Raw genomic sequence first — 17,881 nt, forward strand, 5'->3', positions numbered from 1 at the left:
CGGTGGAGCGGGAACCGCCCGATCGACTGATCGGTGGCCCGCCGAGCGTATCGCAAGGGTCGCGCTGGAATCACCCAAGGGGTAGCTCCCTGTGTCGGTCGTAATCCGGCGCGCTCGGAAACGGGTCCGACGGGCCGGGTGGCCGGCAACCCGCGAGGTTTATTTCGGGGTTCTAGCTGCACCGTACCACAGCGCCGGGACCACTACTACTCGCTGTCGTAGTCGTCGTCTTCCTCGTCGTCGCGGCGGCGCAGCAGCGGGATCACCGTCGTGATGCCCGCGACGAAAATCGCCCCCAGCATCACCGCGGCGGTATGGCGCGGGTCGAAGAAGATCGTGCTCGCCGCCCCGAAGGCGACGATGCCCACCCAGAGATAGATGATCAGCACCACCCTGCGATGCGAGTGGCCGATCTGCAGCAACCGATGATGCAGGTGCATTTTGTCCGGGCTGAACGCACTGCGGCCCGCGCGGGTGCGGCGCACGATCGCCAGCAGCAAGTCCAGCATCGGTACGAACATCACGGCCACCACCAGCAGGAACGGCGACAGCAGAGCAAACACATCACGGGCGCCGTAGGCGTTCTGCGAGATCGGGCCTGCAGCCGTCGTGGAAGCAGCGGCGAGCATCAAACCGATCAGCATGGAACCGGAGTCGCCCATGAAGATCTTGGCCCGGTGGAAGTTGTGCGGCAGAAAGCCCAGGCAGGCACCGGCAAGCACCACCGAAATCACCGCCGGCGGGTAATAGAGGACGTCGCCGCCGTGGTCACGAAGCAGACCCACCGAGAACATGCAGATGGCCAGCGCCGTGATGAGACCCAGGCCGGCGGCCAGTCCGTCCAGACCGTCGACGAAGTTCATTGCGTTGACGATCGACACGGTCAGCGCCAGGGTAAGCAGGATCGAGGACGCCTGGTCCAGCACGATGGTTCCGACGCCACCGATGGGGATATAGAGGACACTCCAGGCGACACCCATGGTGACCAGCACGCTGGCCGCGGTGATCTGACCCGCGAACTTCGTCAGCGCGTCCAGTCCCCACCGGTCGTCGATCAGGCCGATTCCCATGATCACCGCTCCGGCTACGAGTACCGCGGGCATACCGGTGGAATACACGAAGCCGCGCGTCAGAGCCGGAAGCTGGGAAGCCAGGAAGACGGCCGCGACGACACCGAGGAACATCGCCAGGCCGCCCATCCGGGGGGTCGGCTTGACGTGCACATCCCGTTCCCGGGGATAGGCGACGGCCCCCAAGCGGGTTGCCAGGACCCGCACCGGCCCGGTCGCGAAATAGGTGATGATCGCCGCGGTCAATCCGACTAACGCGAGCTCGCGTAATGGAACACCGGCGCTGCGATCAGACAGGGCGAGCAGACCACCGGCAACGCTGGCCACATCGCTGGACACCTCGAGACCCTACTTCACGCGGTCAGACTCGCGGCGTCCACGCCTAGCACTTCGGCGATCCGCTCGGTGCTGACCGGCCCGGGTCGCAGCACCCGCGGCGTTGCTCCGGTCAGATCAACGATCGTCGAGGCGGCCTGCTGGGCCGCGGGACCGCCGTCGAGATAGACGTCGACGAGGTCGCCGAGCTGCCGGCGTGCTTCGTCGACGTCGACGGCCGGCGGTTGGCCGGAGACGTTGGCGCTGGAAACAGCCATGGGCCCCACTTCGCGCAACAGCTCGATGGCCACCGGGTGCAACGGCATTCGCAGCATCACGGTGCCGTAGGCATTGCCGAGATCCCACTGCAGCGACGGCGCCTGCACCACTACCAGGCTCAGCGCGCCCGGCCAGAATGCGCGAATCAGGTCGCGCGCACCGTCGGGCATCGAATACACCAGGCCCTCGATCGTGTGCCAGGAGCCGACCAGCACCCCGACCGGCATGTCGCGGCCCCGGCCCTTGGCGGCCAACAGCGCGTCGACCGCGACACTGTCGAAGGCGTCGGCTCCGATGCCGTACACGGTGTCGGTGGGCATGACCACCAGCCGGCCGGCTTTGAGCATCCCCGCGGCGGCCTCGATTCCGCGCGAGCGTTGGTCGGGGTCAGCGCAGTCGTACATTTCAGCCATGTCGGCCGGGCCTCCTTCGGGCCGTCACGAATCTGGGCCGTCCGGCGAGATCGTTGTGTGCCGCTATGTCGTCGAAAAGATCTGTGCTGCTGATGGTTTCGACAGTTAGGTCCGACGTGGTGTCGTCATGCTCGACGGCGAACAGGCCACCAGGACGCAGCCAGCGCGCGGCGAGCCCGACGATGGCCGGGATCACCGCCATTCCGTCCGGGCCGGCGAACACCGCGTGGGCCGGATCATGCTGTGCGACTTCAGGTTCCAGGGGCGTTCCGTCGGGAACATAGGGCGGGTTGGCGACCAGCAGATCGACCAGGCCGTCGAGTTCGGGTAGCAGAGCCCCTGCGGTGACGTCGGCCTGCAGTAGTTCCACCCCGGTGCCCGCGGCGTTGCGGCATGCGTATTCCAGGGCAGCCCGGGAGTCGTCGACGGCGAGGACTCGCGCGTGCGGGCGGTGGACTGCCAGCGCAACCGCCAACGCGCCCGATCCAGTACACACGTCGACGATCACCGGCTGTGTCGGAAGTTGTTGCGCGGTAGCCCATTCGAATATGGCCTCGGTCTCCGGCCGTGGGATGAACACGCCAGGGCCGACGTTCAGCTCCACCGGCCCGAAGGACACCGTCCCGGTGAGATGCTGCAACGGCACTCGGTGCGATCGCTTTTCGACGATCTCTCGGTAACGCCTGAAGAACTCTTCGTTCGGTGTTTCGATCAGCGGCAACCGGCCGCGTTCGGTGCCGGCCAAGTGCGCGGCCAACTGTTCGGCATCAAAACGCGCGGAGTCGACGCCGGCGCCCGCGAGAGTTGCTGTCGCAGAGTCGATCGCGTGCCGCAGTTTCGTCATGTCTGCTGTTGCAGCCGGGATTGCTTGTCGGCGGCGCCGAGTGCGTCGAACAGCGCATCCAGGTCGCCGTCGAGGACCTGGTCGAGGTTGTGCGCCTTGAAACCGATGCGGTGATCGGTGATCCGGTTCTCCGGAAAGTTGTAGGTGCGAATACGTTCGCTGCGGTCCACCGTGCGGATCTGGCTAGCGCGATCCGCCGAAGCGTCGGCCAACGCCTGCTCCTCGGCCAGCGACTGCAGTCGCGCGGCCAGCACCTGCAACGCCCGGGTCTTGTTCTGCAGCTGCGATCGTTCGTTTTGACAAGTGACCACAATCCCAGTGGGCAAGTGAGTAATTCGCACCGCGGAGTCGGTGGTATTGACACCCTGGCCGCCCTTGCCGGACGACCGATAGACGTCGACGCGCAGATCCGATTCGTCGATCTGCACCTCGCCGACCTCTTCGGGCTCGGGGTAGACCAGCACACCGGCGGCCGAAGTATGCACGCGGCCTTGGGATTCCGTCACCGGGACCCTTTGGACCCGGTGCACTCCGCCCTCGAATTTCATCCGCGACCACACCCCGTCGGCACTATCCCCTTTACTGCCGATGGCCAGCGTTGCGTCCTTGTAACCGCCGAGATCCGAGGTGGTTTCGTCCAGCACCGTCACCGTCCAGCCGTGCCGCTCGGCGTATCGGATGTACATCCTGGCCAGGTCGGCGGCGAACAACGCCGATTCCTCGCCCCCCTCACCGGATTTGACTTCCAGTACGATGTCGTCGGCGTCGTGCGGATCGCGCGGTGCCAGCATGTCGGTGAGCTGGGTGTCCAGTTCGGCCACCCGCGCCTCCAGGTCGGTGACCTCCTCTGCGAACGAGTCGTCGTCGGCGGCCAATTCGCGCGCCGTTTCCAAGTCTTCGCGCGCGGACACCAGCTTGCGATGGGTGGCGACGATCGGTGCCAATCGGGCGAACCGGCGTCCGGCTTTGCGCGCCTCGTCGGGCTTGCTGTGCAGCTCGGGATCGGCAAGCGCCTGCTCCAACGCGGCATGCTCGGCAACCAGGACGTCAATCGTCTGCACGGGCTGCGTCATGTCCCACCTCCTGCCGCGCTCTTTACCCCAAACACCAACCGACGCCCGGCCTGTGCAACATCGGGCACAGTTCGGGCGTCGGCAAGCAAGCTATTTGTCGGCTTGGCTGGTTTCAGAGCCCTTGTCGGCTCCGACCTTGCGCTTGCCGTATCGCTTCTCGAAGCGCGCCACGCGGCCACCGCTGTCGAGGATCTTCTGCTTGCCTGTATAGAACGGGTGGCACTGCGAGCAAACCTCGACCACGATGCGCCCACCGGGCTTCGTGCTACGAGTCTCGAACGTGTTGCCACACCCGCACACCACGGTGGTTTCCTCGTAGGCGGGATGAATCTCAGTCTTCATTTTGTCCTCTTCGATCCTGAAGTCGAGGCTCGATTATGCCAGGTCAATTACTGTCACCCCAAAACACCGGGATGGGCTCGGGCATTCCCGGCTGTGGGTTAATCGTTGTCCATGTTGCCCGGTGTCGTCTTGGACACCTGGACTAGGAACTCGTAGTTGTTCTTCGTCTTGCGCAGCTGCGACATCAGCAGGTCGATGGCCTGGTGGGAGTCCAGCCCGGACAGCACCCGGCGCAGCTTGTGCACGATGGCGAACTCGTCGGGCGACAACAGCAACTCGTCCTTACGGGTGCCGGACGGGTTGACGTCAACCGCGGGGAACACCCGACGCTCAGAGATCTTGCGGTCCAGCTTGAGCTCGGCGTTGCCGGTGCCCTTGAACTCCTCGAAGATGACCGTGTCACCGGTAGATCCGGTCTCGACCATCGCGGTGGCGATGATGGTCAGCGACCCGCCTTCCTCGATATTGCGGGCGGCACCCAGGAAACGCTTCGGCGGGTACAGCGCGGTCGAGTCGACACCACCGGACAGGATTCGGCCCGATGCCGGCGAGGCGTTGTTGTAGGCGCGGCCCAGCCGGGTGATCGAGTCGAGCAGCACCACGACGTCCTTGCCTTGCTCCACCAGCCGCTTGGCGCGCTCGATAGCCAGCTCGGCGACCGAGGTGTGGTCTGAGGGCGGACGGTCGAACGTCGAGGCGATGACCTCGCCCTTGACCGAGCGAGTCATGTCGGTGACCTCTTCAGGCCGCTCGTCGACAAGCACGACCATCAGATGGCATTCCGGGTTGTTGCGGGTGATCGCGTTGGCGATGTCCTGCAGGATCGTGGTCTTACCGGCCTTGGGCGGCGACACGATCAGGGCCCGCTGGCCCTTGCCGATCGGCATGATGAGGTCGATGACGCGGGTGGTCAGCCGCTCGCTTGTGGTTTCCAGGCGAAGCCGCTGATTGGGATACAACGGTGTCAGCTTGCTGAAGTCGGGCCGCTTCTTGGCGTCTTCGATCGATCCGCCGTTGATGCTGTCGAGACGCACCAGGGGGTTGAACTTCTGCCGTTGGTTGGGCTGTTCGCCTTCCTTGGGCACCCGGACCGCGCCGGTCACCGCGTCGCCGCGGCGCAAACCGTTCTTGCGCACCATATTCATGGACACGTAGACGTCGTGCGGGCCGGCCAGGTAGCCGGAGGTGCGAACGAAGGCGTAGTTGTCCAGGACGTCGAGGATGCCGGCTACCGGCTGGACGACGTCGTCTTCACGCAGTTCGGCCTCGGTGCCTTCGCCGGTGCGTTCACCGCGGCGACGACGGTCACGAAAGCGGCGTCCCCGCCGGCCCTGGCGTCCCTCACCGTCGTCGTCACCGCCGCGGGATTGCTGTCCTGAACTTTGCTGGTCGCCGCCCTGGTCGCCGGAGTCGGTTGCACGCTCGTCGGACTTGTCGTCGCGTTGCTGGCGAGCTTCAGTGCCCTCGGCGGGTGATCCGGACTCGCGATTGGCTGTGCGCCGTTCCCGGCGGGGCGCCTCACCCGATGAATCACTGCGGCCCTCCTGCTCGGCGGCCTCTTGAGTGGGCTTCTCAGCCTCGGCGGCGGCCTCTTTGGGAGCCTCTTGGGTGGCTTCTTTAGGAGCCTCTTGCGGGGCCGAGTCTTGCTGGCCGGAGTCCTTCGGGGTGTCGCCGGAGTCCTTCGCGGTGTCGGGGGCCGAGACGCCGTTGGCCTTCCCCCGGATTTCCTGGATCGCGGCGATCAGCTCGTTCTTGCGCATTCCCGACGTGCCCTTGACGCCGGCTTGATTAGCCAAGGCCCGCAGTTCGGGCAGCACCATGGTGGACAGTGAGCCGGTTGGTGCGCTGGCCTTTGCCTCTGGATTGGATTTAACATCCGAAGTATCTGTGGTGGCGGAATCCGACTGCTTTTCGGCGTCGGTTCCTTCGCCAGCCGTGATGAGGTCCGTATCAGTCACGGATTTCCTTTCTTTCCCCCGCTGATCACGTCATGCGAGGGGTTCTTGCATTGGCCGAGCATTCAGCCAAATTGCCGAGTGCACCCAATGGTCGACTGTGCAACGGTGATCGCCTGGGTCGGCGAAGACGGCGAACCTCGTCCACGAGAAGAATTGGTGTTGTCCTAGCGGCATGGCAGTTGTTTGCAGATGCAGATGCTGCGATTGCTGGACGGCTCCGAGGATAGCCCGCTTCCTGGCCGGAAGCAAGCAAACCCGTCCGCCACGCTGTGGATTAACTGGGAACTGTGACTCCGGGGCTCCAGCGAACTCCGTCGCCGGCGGTCATCGCAGTGATGGTGAATCCATTTGCAGCTCCGTAGTGCACCGCTTCTGGGGGCAACTCTGGCTCAGTGGCCAATGCGATCAGCGAAGGACCGGCCCCAGAAAGCGTTGCTGCCACGTTATGACGCCGTAGCAGACGTAAATATTCCGCCGAGGCCGGCATCGCCGGCGCACGCTGGGGCTGATGAAGCACGTCTTCGGTGGCCGCCATGAGTAGATCGGGCCGTTGGGTAAGCGCGACGACCAGCAATGCGGCGCGGCTGACATTGAACCGCGCATCCTCGTGACTGACTTGCTCGGGCAACAGCACCCGGGTCTCCGCGGTGGACGACCGCTCCTCGGGTATCGCACAGAACAGGTGTATATCGGGATGGAGACGCAACGGTGCCGCGAAGTAGGCGGGTCGTCCCGTACTGAGGTCCGTCCAGGAAACCACCGCACCGCCTAGGACAGCAGCCGCGGCGTTGTCGGGATGCCCCTCGAACTCGGAGGCCAGCTGGATCAGCTGCTCCGGAGTCAGGGGCCTCGAATCCGTTTGCGCAACAAGTCCATTGACCGCGGCAAGTCCGCTGACCACGGCGGCCGCGGAGGAGCCCAGACCGCGGGAGTGCGGGATGTCGTTGCGGCAGCGCACCACCAAACCGTCCGCGCTGACGTTAACCGCCCGCAGCCCATGTTGGATCGCGCGCACCACCAGGTGATCTGGGCCCAGTGGAACTTGGTCGGCGCCCTCCCCCTCGACCTGCACCTGCAAGCCGGAAGCCGTTGTCTCCACGACGATCTCGTCGCAGAGGTGAAGCGCCAGTCCGAGACTGTCGAAACCCGGGCCCAGATTGGCACTGGATGCCGATACGACGGCACTCGCCACGAGTCCGGCGGGCAGCTTCAACGCCACTAGGTAAGCCCCAACTGTTCCACGACGGCGACCGGATCGACCGGCAGCGGCGACACTTTGGGCATGTCCTTGAGAGCGGTGTCGGGGTCCTTGAGGCCGTTGCCGGTTACCGTGCAGACCACCGTCGACCCGCGGGCCACCCAGCCGTCGTCAACGGCTTTGAGCAAGCCCGCGATGCTGGCAGCCGACGCCGGCTCGACGAAGACGCCTTCGGCCTGGGCCACCAGATGGTAGGCCGCCAGGATTTCTTCGTCGGTAGCGGCCAGGAAGCGGCCCTTGGACTGCTGTTGGGCTTCGACGGCTGAGGTCCACGAGGCGGGTGAGCCGATGCGGATCGCGGTGGCGATCGTCTCGGGATGGCTCACCGGTTCGCCGAGCACCAGCGGCGCCGCGCCCGCGGCTTGCGTGCCCAGCATCCGCGGCAGATTCTCGATCACGCCGTCGCGGTGATACTCGGTGTATCCCTTCCAGTAGGCGGTGATGTTGCCGGCGTTGCCCACCGGAAGGGCGTGCACGTCGGGTGCGGTGCCCAGCGCGTCGACGATTTCGAACGCGGCGGTTTTCTGCCCCTCGATGCGCACCGGGTTGACCGAGTTGACCAGCGAGATCGTCGGAAAATCGGCGGCCATCTTGCGCGCCAGTTCCAGGCAGTCGTCGAAGTTGCCGTCGATCTGGATGATCTTGGCGCCGTGCATTACCGCCTGAGCCAGCTTGCCCATGGCGATCTTGCCCTGCGGAATGAGTACCGCACAGGTAATTCCGGCCCGCGCGGCGTAGGCCGCCGCCGAGGCCGAGGTGTTCCCGGTCGACGCGCACAACACCGCCTGCTGCCCGCGGGCCAGCGCATCGGTAACCGCCATCGTCATGCCGCGGTCCTTGAAGGAGCCGGTGGGGTTGAGGCCCTCCACTTTGAGGTGGATGGTGCAACCGGTCTGCTTGGAGAGCCGGGGGGCAGCGATCAGCGGCGTGCCACCTTCGAGCAGCGTGACGGGGGTCCAGTCGTCGCCGACCGGCAGGCGGTCCCGGTATGCGGCGATCACACCCGGCCAAGGGTGATGGACGGCCGTGTGGGGGGCGCTCATAAACCGGTTCCTTCCAGTCGCAGCACGCTCGTCACGGCCTGCACGGCATCTAGATCCGCAAGCGCTTCAACGGTTTCCGACAGCGCAGCGTCGGTAGCGGTGTGGGTGACCACCACGATCCGGGCGCCCACCCGGTTGCCGCCATCGTCGACTACACCCTCCTGGCGCACCTCGGCGATGCTGACCTCGCGCTTACCGAATTCGGCAGCGACCGCCGACAATACGCCTGGCTTGTCGGCGACGTTCATGCTGACGTAGTAGCGGGTGGAAATGAAACCCATTGGTGCTACCGGCAATTGCGCGTACTTGGATTCACGCGGTCCACGACTCCCTAGAACACGGTTGCGGGCGGCCATCACCAGGTCTCCGGTTACCGCAGATGCGGTGGGTGCGCCGCCGGCGCCCTGGCCATAGAACATCAGCCGCCCGGCGGCTTCGGCTTCGACCACCACGGCGTTGAAGGCGCCGTTGACCGTCGCCAGCGGATGGGTCAGCGGCACCAGGGCCGGGTAGACCCGGGCCGAAACACGTTGCTGTCCTTCGTCTGTGGTGATCCGCTCACAGATGGACAGCAGCTTGATGGTGCAACCCAACGCGCGGGCCGACTCGAAGTCGGCCGGGGTGATCTTGGTGATGCCCTCCCGGTAGACGTCGTCGGCGGTCACCCGGGTGTGGAAGGCGATCGAGGCCAGAATCGCGGCTTTGGCGGCGGCGTCATAGCCTTCGACGTCCGCGGTGGGGTCGGCTTCGGCATAGCCCAGGGCGCTCGCGTCGGCCAGGGCGCTTTCGTAGTCGGCGCCGGTGTTGTCCATTTCGGAGAGGATGTAGTTGGTGGTCCCGTTGACGATTCCGGCCACCCGCCGCACGGTGTCACCGGCCAGCGACTGCGTGAGCGGGCGGATGACCGGGATCGCCCCGGCGACGGCCGCCTCGAAATACAGGTCTACATGCGCACTTTCGGCGGCCTGGGCCAATGCGCCGGTGGACGTCGAGAGCAACGCCTTGTTCGCTGTGACGACGGACTTACCGTGCGCGAGTGCGGCCAGGATCGCCTTGCGTGACGGTTCCACCGGACCCATCACCTCGACGACGATGTCCACGTCGTCACGTGTGACCAGTTCTTCGATGTTGTCGGTGAGCAACTCGATCGGCACACCGCGGTCGGCCGCGACACGGCGCACTCCGACGCCGCGCAGCACCAGCGGGGCGCCGATGCGGCCCGCGAGATCGTCGGCGCTGTCCTCGATGATGCGGACAACTTCGCTGCCGACGTTGCCCAACCCGAGTACCGCTACGCCCACTGGCTTTTCATTACCGGGCACGGGTCACCTCACCTCCAGACTCAACAGATCGTCAACCGTCTCCCGGCGCAGGACCAGGCGAGCCTTTCCCGCTTTGACGGCGACTACTGCCGGACGGCCAATCATGTTGTAACGGCTCGACAATGAATAGCAATAGGCGCCGGTGGCGGCGACTGCGACCAGGTCGCCCGGTTGTAGGTCATCGGGCACCCAGGTGTCGCGCACGACGATATCGCCGCTCTCACAATGCTTTCCAACGACACGGGCTTGCGCGGCGGGAGCGTCGCTGAGCCGTGAGACCAGCCGGACGTCGTACTGCGCGTCGTAGAGTGCAGTGCGGATGTTGTCGCTCATGCCGCCGTCGACACTGACATAGCGCCGGTTGGCCGTGGCACTGATGTCGACGTCTTTGACGGTGCCGACTTCGTACAGTGTGACGGTGCCGGGGCCGGCGATGGCGCGTCCGGGCTCGACCACGAGCTTGGGTACGGGCAGGCCGACAGCCGCCGATTCGTTGCTCACGATGGCACTCAACTTGGCCGCCAGTTCGCTGATCGGCGGTGGATCATCGGGCGCCAGGTACGAGATGCCAAGTCCGCCGCCAAGGTCGATGGTCGACACTTGTGCGGTCTTTTCCGCGCCGAACTCGCCGACGATGTCGCGCAGCAGCCCGATGACCCGGTGTGCGGCGATCTCGAAGCCGGCGACGTCGAAGATCTGCGAACCGATGTGGCTGTGCAAGCCGACCAGTCTCAGGTGATCGGCGGCAAAGACCCGGCGCACCGCCGCCATGGCCGCACCGCTGGCGATCGACAGGCCGAACTTCTGATCTTCGTGCGCGGTGGAGATGAACTCGTGAGTGTGCGCCTCGACTCCGACGGTGAGACGCACCAGCACGTCTTGGACTACGCCGGCTTCGCCCGCGATGGCGTCGAGGCGCTCGATTTCGAGCATCGAATCGACCACAACGTGGCCGACGCCGGCTTTTACCGCGGCGTTGAGTTCGGCCACCGATTTGTTGTTGCCGTGGAAGGTGATTCGCTCTGGCGGAAAGTTTGCGTGCAGTGCGACGGCCAGCTCACCGCCGGTGCACACATCGAGAGAGAGGCCCTCTTCGTCGATCCAGCGCGCTATTTCGGTGCACAGGAAGGCTTTTGCGGCATAGTGCACGTTGGCTCCCCCGCCGAATGCTGCGGCGGTCTCGCGGCAGCGCGCGCGAAAGTCGTCCTCGTCGATGACGAATAGCGGCGTGCCGTACTGCTGAGCCAGATCGGTCAGTTTCACCCCGGCGATGCTGGCCACACCGGTCTCATCACGAATTGTATTGCGCGGCCATACATTTGATGCCAGATTCAGCAGTTCATCGGCAGACTGCGGGCGTGACGGGCCGGCGGCGGGGCGGGTGTCTTCGGCGTGCCGGGGACCGGCGGGGTGAACGTTCACATCCGCTCCGGGGCGGTGACGCCGAGTATTGCCAGTCCGTTGGCGATGACCTGGCGGGTGGCCTGGCACAGCGCAAGACGCGCGATATGCAGATCGGTAGGCTGCTCATCGCCCTGGGGCAGTACTCGGCACGAGTCGTAGAACCGGTGGTAGTCGCCGGCGATGTCTTCGAGGTAGCGGCACACCCGGTGCGGTTCTCTTAAGGCCGCCGCGGTTTTGAGCACCTTCTGGAAGTCGCCGATGGTGCGCAGCAGGGTGCCCTCTTTGTCGTGGCTGAGCAGCTCGAGGTGGCTGGTGTCGGCGATGAGTCCGAGTTCGGCGGCGTTGCGGGCCAGCGCCGAGAGCCGGGCATGCGCGTATTGCACGTAGTAGACCGGGTTTTCGTTCGACGCCGAGGACCACAAGGCCAGGTCGATGTCGATGGGGGTGTCCACCGAGGAGCGGATCAGGCTGTAGCGCGCGGCATCGACACCAATGGCCTCGACCAGGTCGTCCAGGGTGATGACGGTGCCGGCCCGTTTGCTCATCCGGACCGGCTGGCCGTCGCGCACCAGGTTGACCATCTGCCCGATCAGCACCTCCACGGTGGCCGGGTCCTCGCCGAACGCCGCTGCGGCGGCCTTGAGCCGGGCGATGTAGCCGTGATGGTCGGCGCCGAGCATGTAGATGCACAGGTCGAAACCGCGTTCCCGCTTGTCCAGGTAGTAGGCGAGATCACCGGCGATGTAGGCGGGCTTGCCGTCGCTCTTGATCACGACGCGGTCCTTGTCGTCGCCAAAAGCGCTGCTGCGCAACCAAGTTGCGCCATCCTTTTCGTAGATGTTGCCGGTTTCGCGCAGTTTCGTGATTGCTTGATCGACGCGGCCACTGGTGTGCATCGAGTCTTCGTGGGTGTAGACGTCGAAGTCGGTGCCAAACTCATGGAGCGATTCCTTGATGTGGCTGAACATCAAGTCGACGCCGATTTCGCGGAAGGTCTCGTGCATCTCTGTTTCGGGGAGGTCGAGGGCGTCGGGCGCCTTCTGCAGAACCTGCGCGGCGATGTCGGAGATGTAGGTGCCCGCGTAGCCATCTTCCGGGGGCGGTTCACCCTTGGCCGCGGCGACCAGGGAGTTGGCGAAGCGGTCGATCTGGGCGCCGTGGTCGTTGAAGTAGTACTCGCGGACCACGTCGGCGCCCTGGGTGGTCAGGAGGCGGCCCAGCGCGTCGCCGACCGCGGCCCAGCGGGTTCCGCCGATGTGGATGGGCCCGGTGGGGTTGGCCGAGACGAATTCCAGGTTGACCTTGTGACCGGTCAACTGGTGGGAGTTGCCGTAGGTTTGGCCAGCGCCGATGACGTCGTTGACGATCTTGGCCTGCGCCGAGGCTTCCAGACGCATATTGATGAAGCCGGGTCCGGCCACTTCGGCCGAGGCGATGCCGTCCGCCTTGGTCAGTGCCTCGGCGAGCCATCCGGCCAGCTCACGCGGGTTTGCACCGACCTTCTTGCCGAGTTGCAGCGCCAGGTTGCTGGCGTAGTCGCCGTGTTCGGGGCTACGCGGACGTTCCACCGTGACCGTCTGCGGCAACGCCGACACGTCGAGGTCATGCTCGGCCAGCACCGCAGCGGCGGTGATTTTGAGCAGCTCAGCGAGGTCGGCGGGGGTCACGAGCGTCCATCCTATTGGCTGGGGTGCTCCCGCTTCGAATCCATCGCGGTGGCGGGCCGGTTACCGTGATGCGCTACTCTGGGCGGGCCCAATGGCGCAGCATGTTTCCAGTGCGCCCCCGTAGCTCAGGGGATAGAGCGTCTGCCTCCGGAGCAGAAGGCCGTAGGTTCGAATCCTACCGGGGGCACCACCCAAAACACCCTCTGACCTGCATCTTTGCGAATCGCCCTCGAAGCGGCTCGGGCCCAAAACGGCCTCCGTGTCACGACGTTGTCACAACTGCGCCCAAACTCCTCGCGGCGTCCTTCAACGCGTCGTCCTGGCTGTGGGCGTACAGGCGCGCCGTGATCGAGGCGTCGGCATGGCCCAGCCACTTCGCGATCACGGCCAGCGGCACGCCGCGCAGGTGCATCGCGGTCCCGCACGAGTGGCGGGCGTCGTGCAGCCGGATCGGGCGCACACCGGCCGCCTTGGCGAGCTTGATCCACATTCGCGTGATCGCGTCGGGCGTGTATGGCTCGCCGATCGCGTTGCACGCCACGTAGCCGCTATCGGCGTGCGCTGGCCCGAGCGACAGCCGTTCTTCCGCGGAGCGCGCCGACGCCCGTTTGAGAACGCCGACCAGGCCCTCGTCGAGCGGCAGCACCCGGCGCGACGACAGCGTTTTCGGATCGCCCTCGACGACCGTGCCCGCACCCGCCTGCACCCGGTTGCGCGCAATGCTGATCGTCCCGGCGTCGAGGTCGATGTCCGACCACCTCAGCCCGGCGATCTCACCGCGGCGTAGGCCGCTCAAAGCGAGGTACCACAGGTGTCCGTTGCGGTCCTTGTCGGCGGCGCGCAGCACGCGGCGAATCTCGGCGGGTGTGTATGTCGCCATCTCCCGGTGCACGCGCGCAGCCTTGCGCATCGACGCGGCGACATTGTGTGAAAGCTCCCGGCGCTCGACGCCATACGCGAGGACCGCGCGCCACGTGTCGACCGCCTTGTTCAGCGACCGCGGCAGCCACGGCCGGCGCGGGTGACCTTTGGCCGTCAACGTGCCGCCGTCGCGAAGGTCGACGAGCAGCTTGTCGAGGTCTGCACGCGTCAACTTCTGGGCCGTCAAGTCGCCGTGACGCTCGCGCAGCGGGGCCAGTGTGTACGTGTAGGCGTTGACCGTGGTCGGGCGGGCGTTATGCAGTGACGCCAGCCAGTCGGTGCACAACTGCTCCACCGTCACCGCCTTGCGCGGAACGAACGTGTCGGCGGTGGTCTGCTCGGTGATCCTGCCAAGCTCCTCGCGCGCCTCCCGCTCCGTCTTGAACCGGCGGCGCACCTGTCGACGCCGGCCGCTGATCGGGTCGCTACCGGCGTCGACCGTAACCTGGTATCGCGCAACGGTTTTGCCCGTCTTGCGGTCGGCCACAGTGACTTTCTTGATCTGTGGGGGGAGCTGCCGCCTAGTCATCTTGGATCACGCCTTGCGTTGGCACGATTCTTCATTCGCTGCCCTTTCTACCGTCGCCTCACGTGGGGTGAGGACTCTACCAACGTGGTGGGTGAGGTGTCACCAAACGCGCGGTGAGTTTGCTACCACTTCCAGCAGGCGCGACGTGCACCTTTCGGATGCGACATCGCTCCACCTCGAAATACGTTGGTAGACAGGTCACCCGGCGTCTGGTGACACCTCACCCACTCTGATCCAGCCCGCTTGCATTCCCGTTGCTAAATCGTACTATCGCTGTTGCACGAACACCACGAAACACGAGAAGGCCGCGACGTGACAGAGGACAACAAACAACCATTGCTAGTGACGCAGGCCGAGGCGGGGGCGATGCTCGGCGGGGTCGGCCGAACGAAAGTGTGGGGCCTGGCCAACGAGGGCAAGATCACCCGCGTCTCTGTAGGTCGGCGCTCTTTCATTGTGACGCAAAGCATTCTGGATTACGTCGACCGGCTCACCCAGGCCGCCCAGGCGGCTGCTGTGGAAGCGGATCATGCCCCTGATACGACGACGACCCGGCACAAGGGCCGGGCCGCCATCTGATCAACGAGATCCCGCCCAAGCTATCGCGATCGCGGCCGGCCGACAAGGCCGCGGCCGCGACATGCCAAGCGGCGCGGGCGATCCCGCCAAACGAGGCGCGCCATGAGGCGGCCAGAGTTCATCCGCACCGTGCCTGACGAGATCGAGCGATACGGCCTGGCCGCGGCCACCGTGCTCGCGCATATCAAATACCGCTGCGAGTCGGAGGGGCCTGGTCGCTTCGAGGCTGAGGGCTACCGGTGGTGGCGGGTGTCGTACGCCGACATGGGCGCGGAGATCGGGGTCACTGCGAAGGTCGTCATAGGGGCATTGGTCAAGCTCGGCGATGCGGTCGTAGCAAAGAATTTCGCGCCGTACGGTGATCGAACGTTGGCGTACCGAGTCGCCGCGGAAACTGCCTCTGACATGCCATTTGACCGCACGGTCAAATGCGACATGCCATTTGACCACACGGGCAACTCCATCTGCCCAAACGGTCAAATGGGTGTGACCGTACGGTCAAATGCACCTCTTATAGAGACCCTGGAGAAGGGTGGAGAAGCGCGCGCACGCAAGGCGCGCGACGCGCACCCGCCAACCCCTGAGCAATCCGCAAACAGCAACGGCGACGATCCCGAGCCGCCGCGATTCTGCCCACGGCACCCGATCGGCACCAGCGAGAAGTGCAGGGACTGTGGCAGCTTCCGCGTCCTCCATGAGGCATGGAAGGAGCGAGAACCCGTACGAAAACGGAAGGAGCATCAGGCCCGGGCAGCCGCGATCAAGGCGTGTCGGCGATGCGACGAGTACGGCCAGATCGACCTTGGCGACGGTGTCGTCAATTGCAACCACACTGCCGACATGGACCGCTACAACACCGCATAACCCCCGAGGACCCATGACCGCCAAACGAGATGCCGATCCCGACCAACTCGAACTGTGGTGGGGATGCGGCGTTTGCGGCCGCCCGTACGACTACCGGCTCGAAGTCCACCAGCACCCGGCCTGTCACATCGCGGTTGACCGGTGGCTGAGGAGGATCCACGACGACGACGACGTGAGCAGGGCCGCTCGATGACCGACGCCGCGCCACCGCCAGCCGACAGCGCCGCCGCCCGGGCAGCAGCGATCGCTGCGTGCCGGCTGTGCGACGTGAACGGCTGGATCGACGTGGGCGACAACGAGGTTGCCCGGTGCACGCACACGACCGCACCGACGGCGCGATCGTTCGACGAACCGCTGCGAGGAGGTGATCGCGAATGACGTTGGCGTGGCTTGGCAAGGCCCGGCGAGGTCGGGCGTGGCCAGGCGTGGCACGGCAGGCGTGGCACGGCCCGGCAAGGCACGGCGTGGCCGGGCAAGGCATGGGATGACGCGGCGAGGCATGCGGGGCGAGGCGGGGCGAGGCGATGCCAGGCCTGGTGTGGCCCGGGATGGCGTGGCTGGGCGCAAGAAAGGGGTGGCCGAATAGGGCGGTTACATCGGGTTCAACTCCCGGCACCCCGCGGACGCAGTAAACCTGTTGCGCCACAACACAACACAACACAACACAACGAAGGAGCACACAGTGTCCGACGACATCATTCAACTAACACCGATCAAACGGCACACCATTGACGTCCCCATCATCGGGGTAACACCGGTGATCCCACACCGCTGGTCGGAGAAGGCGCGAAACATGATGCGCGCCAAGCAAACAGGGTCAAAGGCCCGCGCCAAGCACGACCCGAAGGACGCGACCGCGGAAGCCGAAGCGGCGTTGTACCGGCTGGCCGACGGGCGGCCCGGACTGCCCGCGGCGGCGTTCAGGGCGGCCACCATCGGCGCTGCGCGCTTTTACGAAGGCGTCACCATGACCAGCCTCAAAGCGGCACTGTTCGTCGTCGCCGACGACGACGAGGAAGCGTTGGTGGCGATCGAGGGCGAGATGAAGTTGCGTGAGGACACGCCGCGAAACAGCGGCGGCACCGCCGACCTGCGCTACCGGTACGCGTTTTGGCCGTGGAGCGCCGTTCTGCGGATCGAGTACATCCCGTCCATGATCGACGCCGAGTCGGTGATCAACCTGGTCGACGCCGGGGGCAGCGGCGGCGTTGGTGATTGGCGGCCGTCCGCGCCGAAGTCCATGACGGGCGCGTTCGGCAGGTACGAGGTGAAGCTGTGAAGGCCAAGACGACAAGCGACACCGAAGTCACCAAAGTTGTTCTGCGAGTGCAAGAACGCGACGGGGTGTGCACACCGGCAGCGTTCGTCGCCGAAGCGGCAGACCCAGCCAGCCCGATACACGACCTGTTCGACTGGGACGACACCAGCGCCGCGCATCGTTGGCGCGAATACCAGGCGCGGGTGATCATCGGCCAGGTACGCATCGAGGTGAACGGGTCACGCGCGCCCGCACACGTCCACGTGACCGTCACCCGCGGCGACGGGCAACGCAAACAGGGATACGTGCCGCTCGAAACGGCGTTGGGCGACGACGAGTTGCGCGCGCAGGTGTTCGCCGAGGCGCGAGCAGGGTTGGGCGGGTGGCGTAATCGGCTCGCCGCGTTCAATCAAGCGGCGCAGGCGGTAACGGCGATCGACCAGGCGATGATCGCCCTCGCCGACGAGGAGGTGTGACGTTGACGTGACGCGGCGGGCTGGGCGTGGCAGGGCCCGGCTGGGCACTGCGCGGCAGGGCTGGGCCTGGCGCGGCATGGCGAGGCAGGCGCGGCGTGGCACGGCTCGGCGGGGCTGGGCACGGCATGGCTAGGCACGGCAGGCAGGGCAGGGCTCGGCGCGTCGCGGCCGGGCAAGGCTTGGCATGGCAGGGCGAGGCAGGCGAGGCGCGGCATGGCGAGGCGCGGTGCGGCTGGGGCGAGGCGTGGCGAGGCCCGGCATGGCAC

The 17,881-nt window shown here is 65.8% G+C and carries 18 protein-coding genes and 1 tRNA gene; 7 read left to right on the plus strand and 12 right to left on the minus strand.

Features of this window, described 5'->3' with window-relative positions:
* Nucleotides 1–206: 206 nt before the first annotated feature.
* The 11 genes from rfe to argS all read right to left on the minus strand — a co-directional run bounded on the left by rfe (nt 207) and on the right by argS (nt 12,988).
* On the minus strand, nt 207–1,409 hold the full coding sequence (rfe, locus tag AWC27_RS27680) for a UDP-N-acetylglucosamine--decaprenyl-phosphate N-acetylglucosaminephosphotransferase (protein WP_085673846.1): 1,203 nt from the start codon (nt 1,407–1,409) through the stop codon (nt 207–209).
* Between the two features lie 14 nt (nt 1,410–1,423).
* Complete coding sequence (locus tag AWC27_RS27685; protein ID WP_085673848.1) at nt 1,424–2,077, minus strand: L-threonylcarbamoyladenylate synthase; 654 nt, start codon at nt 2,075–2,077, stop codon at nt 1,424–1,426.
* A complete protein-coding gene (gene prmC / locus AWC27_RS27690; RefSeq protein ID WP_085673850.1) occupies nt 2,070–2,921 on the minus strand; it encodes a peptide chain release factor N(5)-glutamine methyltransferase in 852 nt (283 codons plus the stop codon). Before prmC ends, AWC27_RS27685 begins: the two co-directional genes overlap by 8 nt.
* A complete protein-coding gene (gene prfA, locus AWC27_RS27695) occupies nt 2,918–3,994 on the minus strand; it encodes a peptide chain release factor 1 (RefSeq protein WP_083113409.1) in 1,077 nt (358 codons plus the stop codon). Before prfA ends, prmC begins: the two co-directional genes overlap by 4 nt.
* A 90-nt stretch (nt 3,995–4,084) precedes the next feature.
* Nucleotides 4,085–4,336 carry a 50S ribosomal protein L31 gene (gene rpmE, locus AWC27_RS27700; RefSeq protein ID WP_085673852.1) on the minus strand — a complete coding sequence of 84 codons (252 nt, stop codon included), beginning with the start codon at nt 4,334–4,336 and terminating at the stop codon, nt 4,085–4,087.
* Between the two features lie 98 nt (nt 4,337–4,434).
* The gene (rho, locus tag AWC27_RS27705) at nt 4,435–6,294 is read right to left on the minus strand and encodes a transcription termination factor Rho (protein ID WP_085673854.1); all 1,860 of its coding nucleotides are present in this window, start codon (nt 6,292–6,294) and stop codon (nt 4,435–4,437) included.
* Between the two features lie 274 nt (nt 6,295–6,568).
* The gene (gene thrB, locus AWC27_RS27715) at nt 6,569–7,513 is read right to left on the minus strand and encodes a homoserine kinase (RefSeq protein ID WP_085673856.1); all 945 of its coding nucleotides are present in this window, start codon (nt 7,511–7,513) and stop codon (nt 6,569–6,571) included.
* On the minus strand, nt 7,513–8,595 hold the full coding sequence (thrC, locus tag AWC27_RS27720) for a threonine synthase (protein ID WP_085673858.1): 1,083 nt from the start codon (nt 8,593–8,595) through the stop codon (nt 7,513–7,515). Before thrC ends, thrB begins: the two co-directional genes overlap by 1 nt.
* On the minus strand, nt 8,592–9,917 hold the full coding sequence (locus tag AWC27_RS27725; protein ID WP_085673860.1) for a homoserine dehydrogenase: 1,326 nt from the start codon (nt 9,915–9,917) through the stop codon (nt 8,592–8,594). The genes thrC and AWC27_RS27725 overlap by 4 nt, the downstream gene beginning before the upstream one ends.
* 3 nt (nt 9,918–9,920) lie before the next feature.
* On the minus strand, nt 9,921–11,255 hold the full coding sequence (lysA, locus tag AWC27_RS27730) for a diaminopimelate decarboxylase (RefSeq protein ID WP_245847559.1): 1,335 nt from the start codon (nt 11,253–11,255) through the stop codon (nt 9,921–9,923).
* A gap of 80 nt (nt 11,256–11,335) precedes the next feature.
* Nucleotides 11,336–12,988, minus strand: coding sequence for an arginine--tRNA ligase (gene argS / locus AWC27_RS27735; protein WP_085673864.1), 1,653 nt, complete (start codon nt 12,986–12,988; stop codon nt 11,336–11,338).
* 114 nt (nt 12,989–13,102) lie between these two features.
* Here argS and AWC27_RS27740 point away from each other — a divergent pair.
* Nucleotides 13,103–13,178 (plus strand) — tRNA-Arg (locus AWC27_RS27740).
* Nucleotides 13,179–13,250: 72 nt separating this feature from the next.
* Here the strand turns inward: AWC27_RS27740 and AWC27_RS27745 are convergent.
* A complete protein-coding gene (locus AWC27_RS27745; protein WP_342744612.1) occupies nt 13,251–14,396 on the minus strand; it encodes a tyrosine-type recombinase/integrase in 1,146 nt (381 codons plus the stop codon).
* Between the two features lie 354 nt (nt 14,397–14,750).
* Here AWC27_RS27745 and AWC27_RS27750 point away from each other — a divergent pair, with 354 nt between their 5' ends.
* From AWC27_RS27750 to AWC27_RS27775, 6 genes are all read left to right on the plus strand, one after another.
* Nucleotides 14,751–15,017, plus strand: coding sequence for a helix-turn-helix domain-containing protein (locus AWC27_RS27750; RefSeq protein ID WP_139837261.1), 267 nt, complete (start codon nt 14,751–14,753; stop codon nt 15,015–15,017).
* Between the two features lie 102 nt (nt 15,018–15,119).
* Nucleotides 15,120–15,881: a hypothetical protein gene (locus AWC27_RS27755; protein WP_085673870.1), complete on the plus strand. Its 762-nt coding sequence runs from the start codon at nt 15,120–15,122 to the stop codon at nt 15,879–15,881.
* A gap of 13 nt (nt 15,882–15,894) precedes the next feature.
* Nucleotides 15,895–16,074: a hypothetical protein gene (locus AWC27_RS27760; RefSeq protein WP_085673872.1), complete on the plus strand. Its 180-nt coding sequence runs from the start codon at nt 15,895–15,897 to the stop codon at nt 16,072–16,074.
* A complete protein-coding gene (locus AWC27_RS27765; RefSeq protein ID WP_085673874.1) occupies nt 16,071–16,259 on the plus strand; it encodes a hypothetical protein in 189 nt (62 codons plus the stop codon). Before AWC27_RS27760 ends, AWC27_RS27765 begins: the two co-directional genes overlap by 4 nt.
* A gap of 304 nt (nt 16,260–16,563) precedes the next feature.
* Nucleotides 16,564–17,160 (plus strand): hypothetical protein, encoded by a 597-nt coding sequence (locus tag AWC27_RS27770; RefSeq protein ID WP_139837262.1) that lies wholly within the window; start codon nt 16,564–16,566, stop codon nt 17,158–17,160.
* Nucleotides 17,157–17,615 carry a hypothetical protein gene (locus tag AWC27_RS27775; protein WP_085673878.1) on the plus strand — a complete coding sequence of 153 codons (459 nt, stop codon included), beginning with the start codon at nt 17,157–17,159 and terminating at the stop codon, nt 17,613–17,615. The genes AWC27_RS27770 and AWC27_RS27775 overlap by 4 nt, the downstream gene beginning before the upstream one ends.
* Nucleotides 17,616–17,881: the final 266 nt, after the last annotated feature.

The organism is Mycobacterium szulgai (assembly GCF_002116635.1).
Taxonomy (GTDB): domain Bacteria; phylum Actinomycetota; class Actinomycetes; order Mycobacteriales; family Mycobacteriaceae; genus Mycobacterium; species Mycobacterium szulgai.

Excerpts from the sequence above, each read along its gene's own strand:
- prfA (WP_083113409.1), bottom strand. The coding sequence starts at position 3,994 with ATGACGCAGCCCGTGCAGACGATTGACGTCCTGGTTGCCGAGCATGCC.
- AWC27_RS27765 (WP_085673874.1), top strand. The coding sequence starts at position 16,071 with ATGACCGACGCCGCGCCACCGCCAGCCGACAGCGCCGCCGCCCGGGCA.
- prmC (WP_085673850.1), bottom strand. The coding sequence starts at position 2,921 with ATGACGAAACTGCGGCACGCGATCGACTCTGCGACAGCAACTCTCGCG.
- AWC27_RS27685 (WP_085673848.1), bottom strand. The coding sequence starts at position 2,077 with ATGGCTGAAATGTACGACTGCGCTGACCCCGACCAACGCTCGCGCGGA.
- rpmE (WP_085673852.1), bottom strand. The coding sequence starts at position 4,336 with ATGAAGACTGAGATTCATCCCGCCTACGAGGAAACCACCGTGGTGTGC.
- thrC (WP_085673858.1), bottom strand. The coding sequence starts at position 8,595 with ATGAGCGCCCCCCACACGGCCGTCCATCACCCTTGGCCGGGTGTGATC.
- AWC27_RS27760 (WP_085673872.1), top strand. The coding sequence starts at position 15,895 with ATGACCGCCAAACGAGATGCCGATCCCGACCAACTCGAACTGTGGTGG.
- AWC27_RS27755 (WP_085673870.1), top strand. The coding sequence starts at position 15,120 with ATGAGGCGGCCAGAGTTCATCCGCACCGTGCCTGACGAGATCGAGCGA.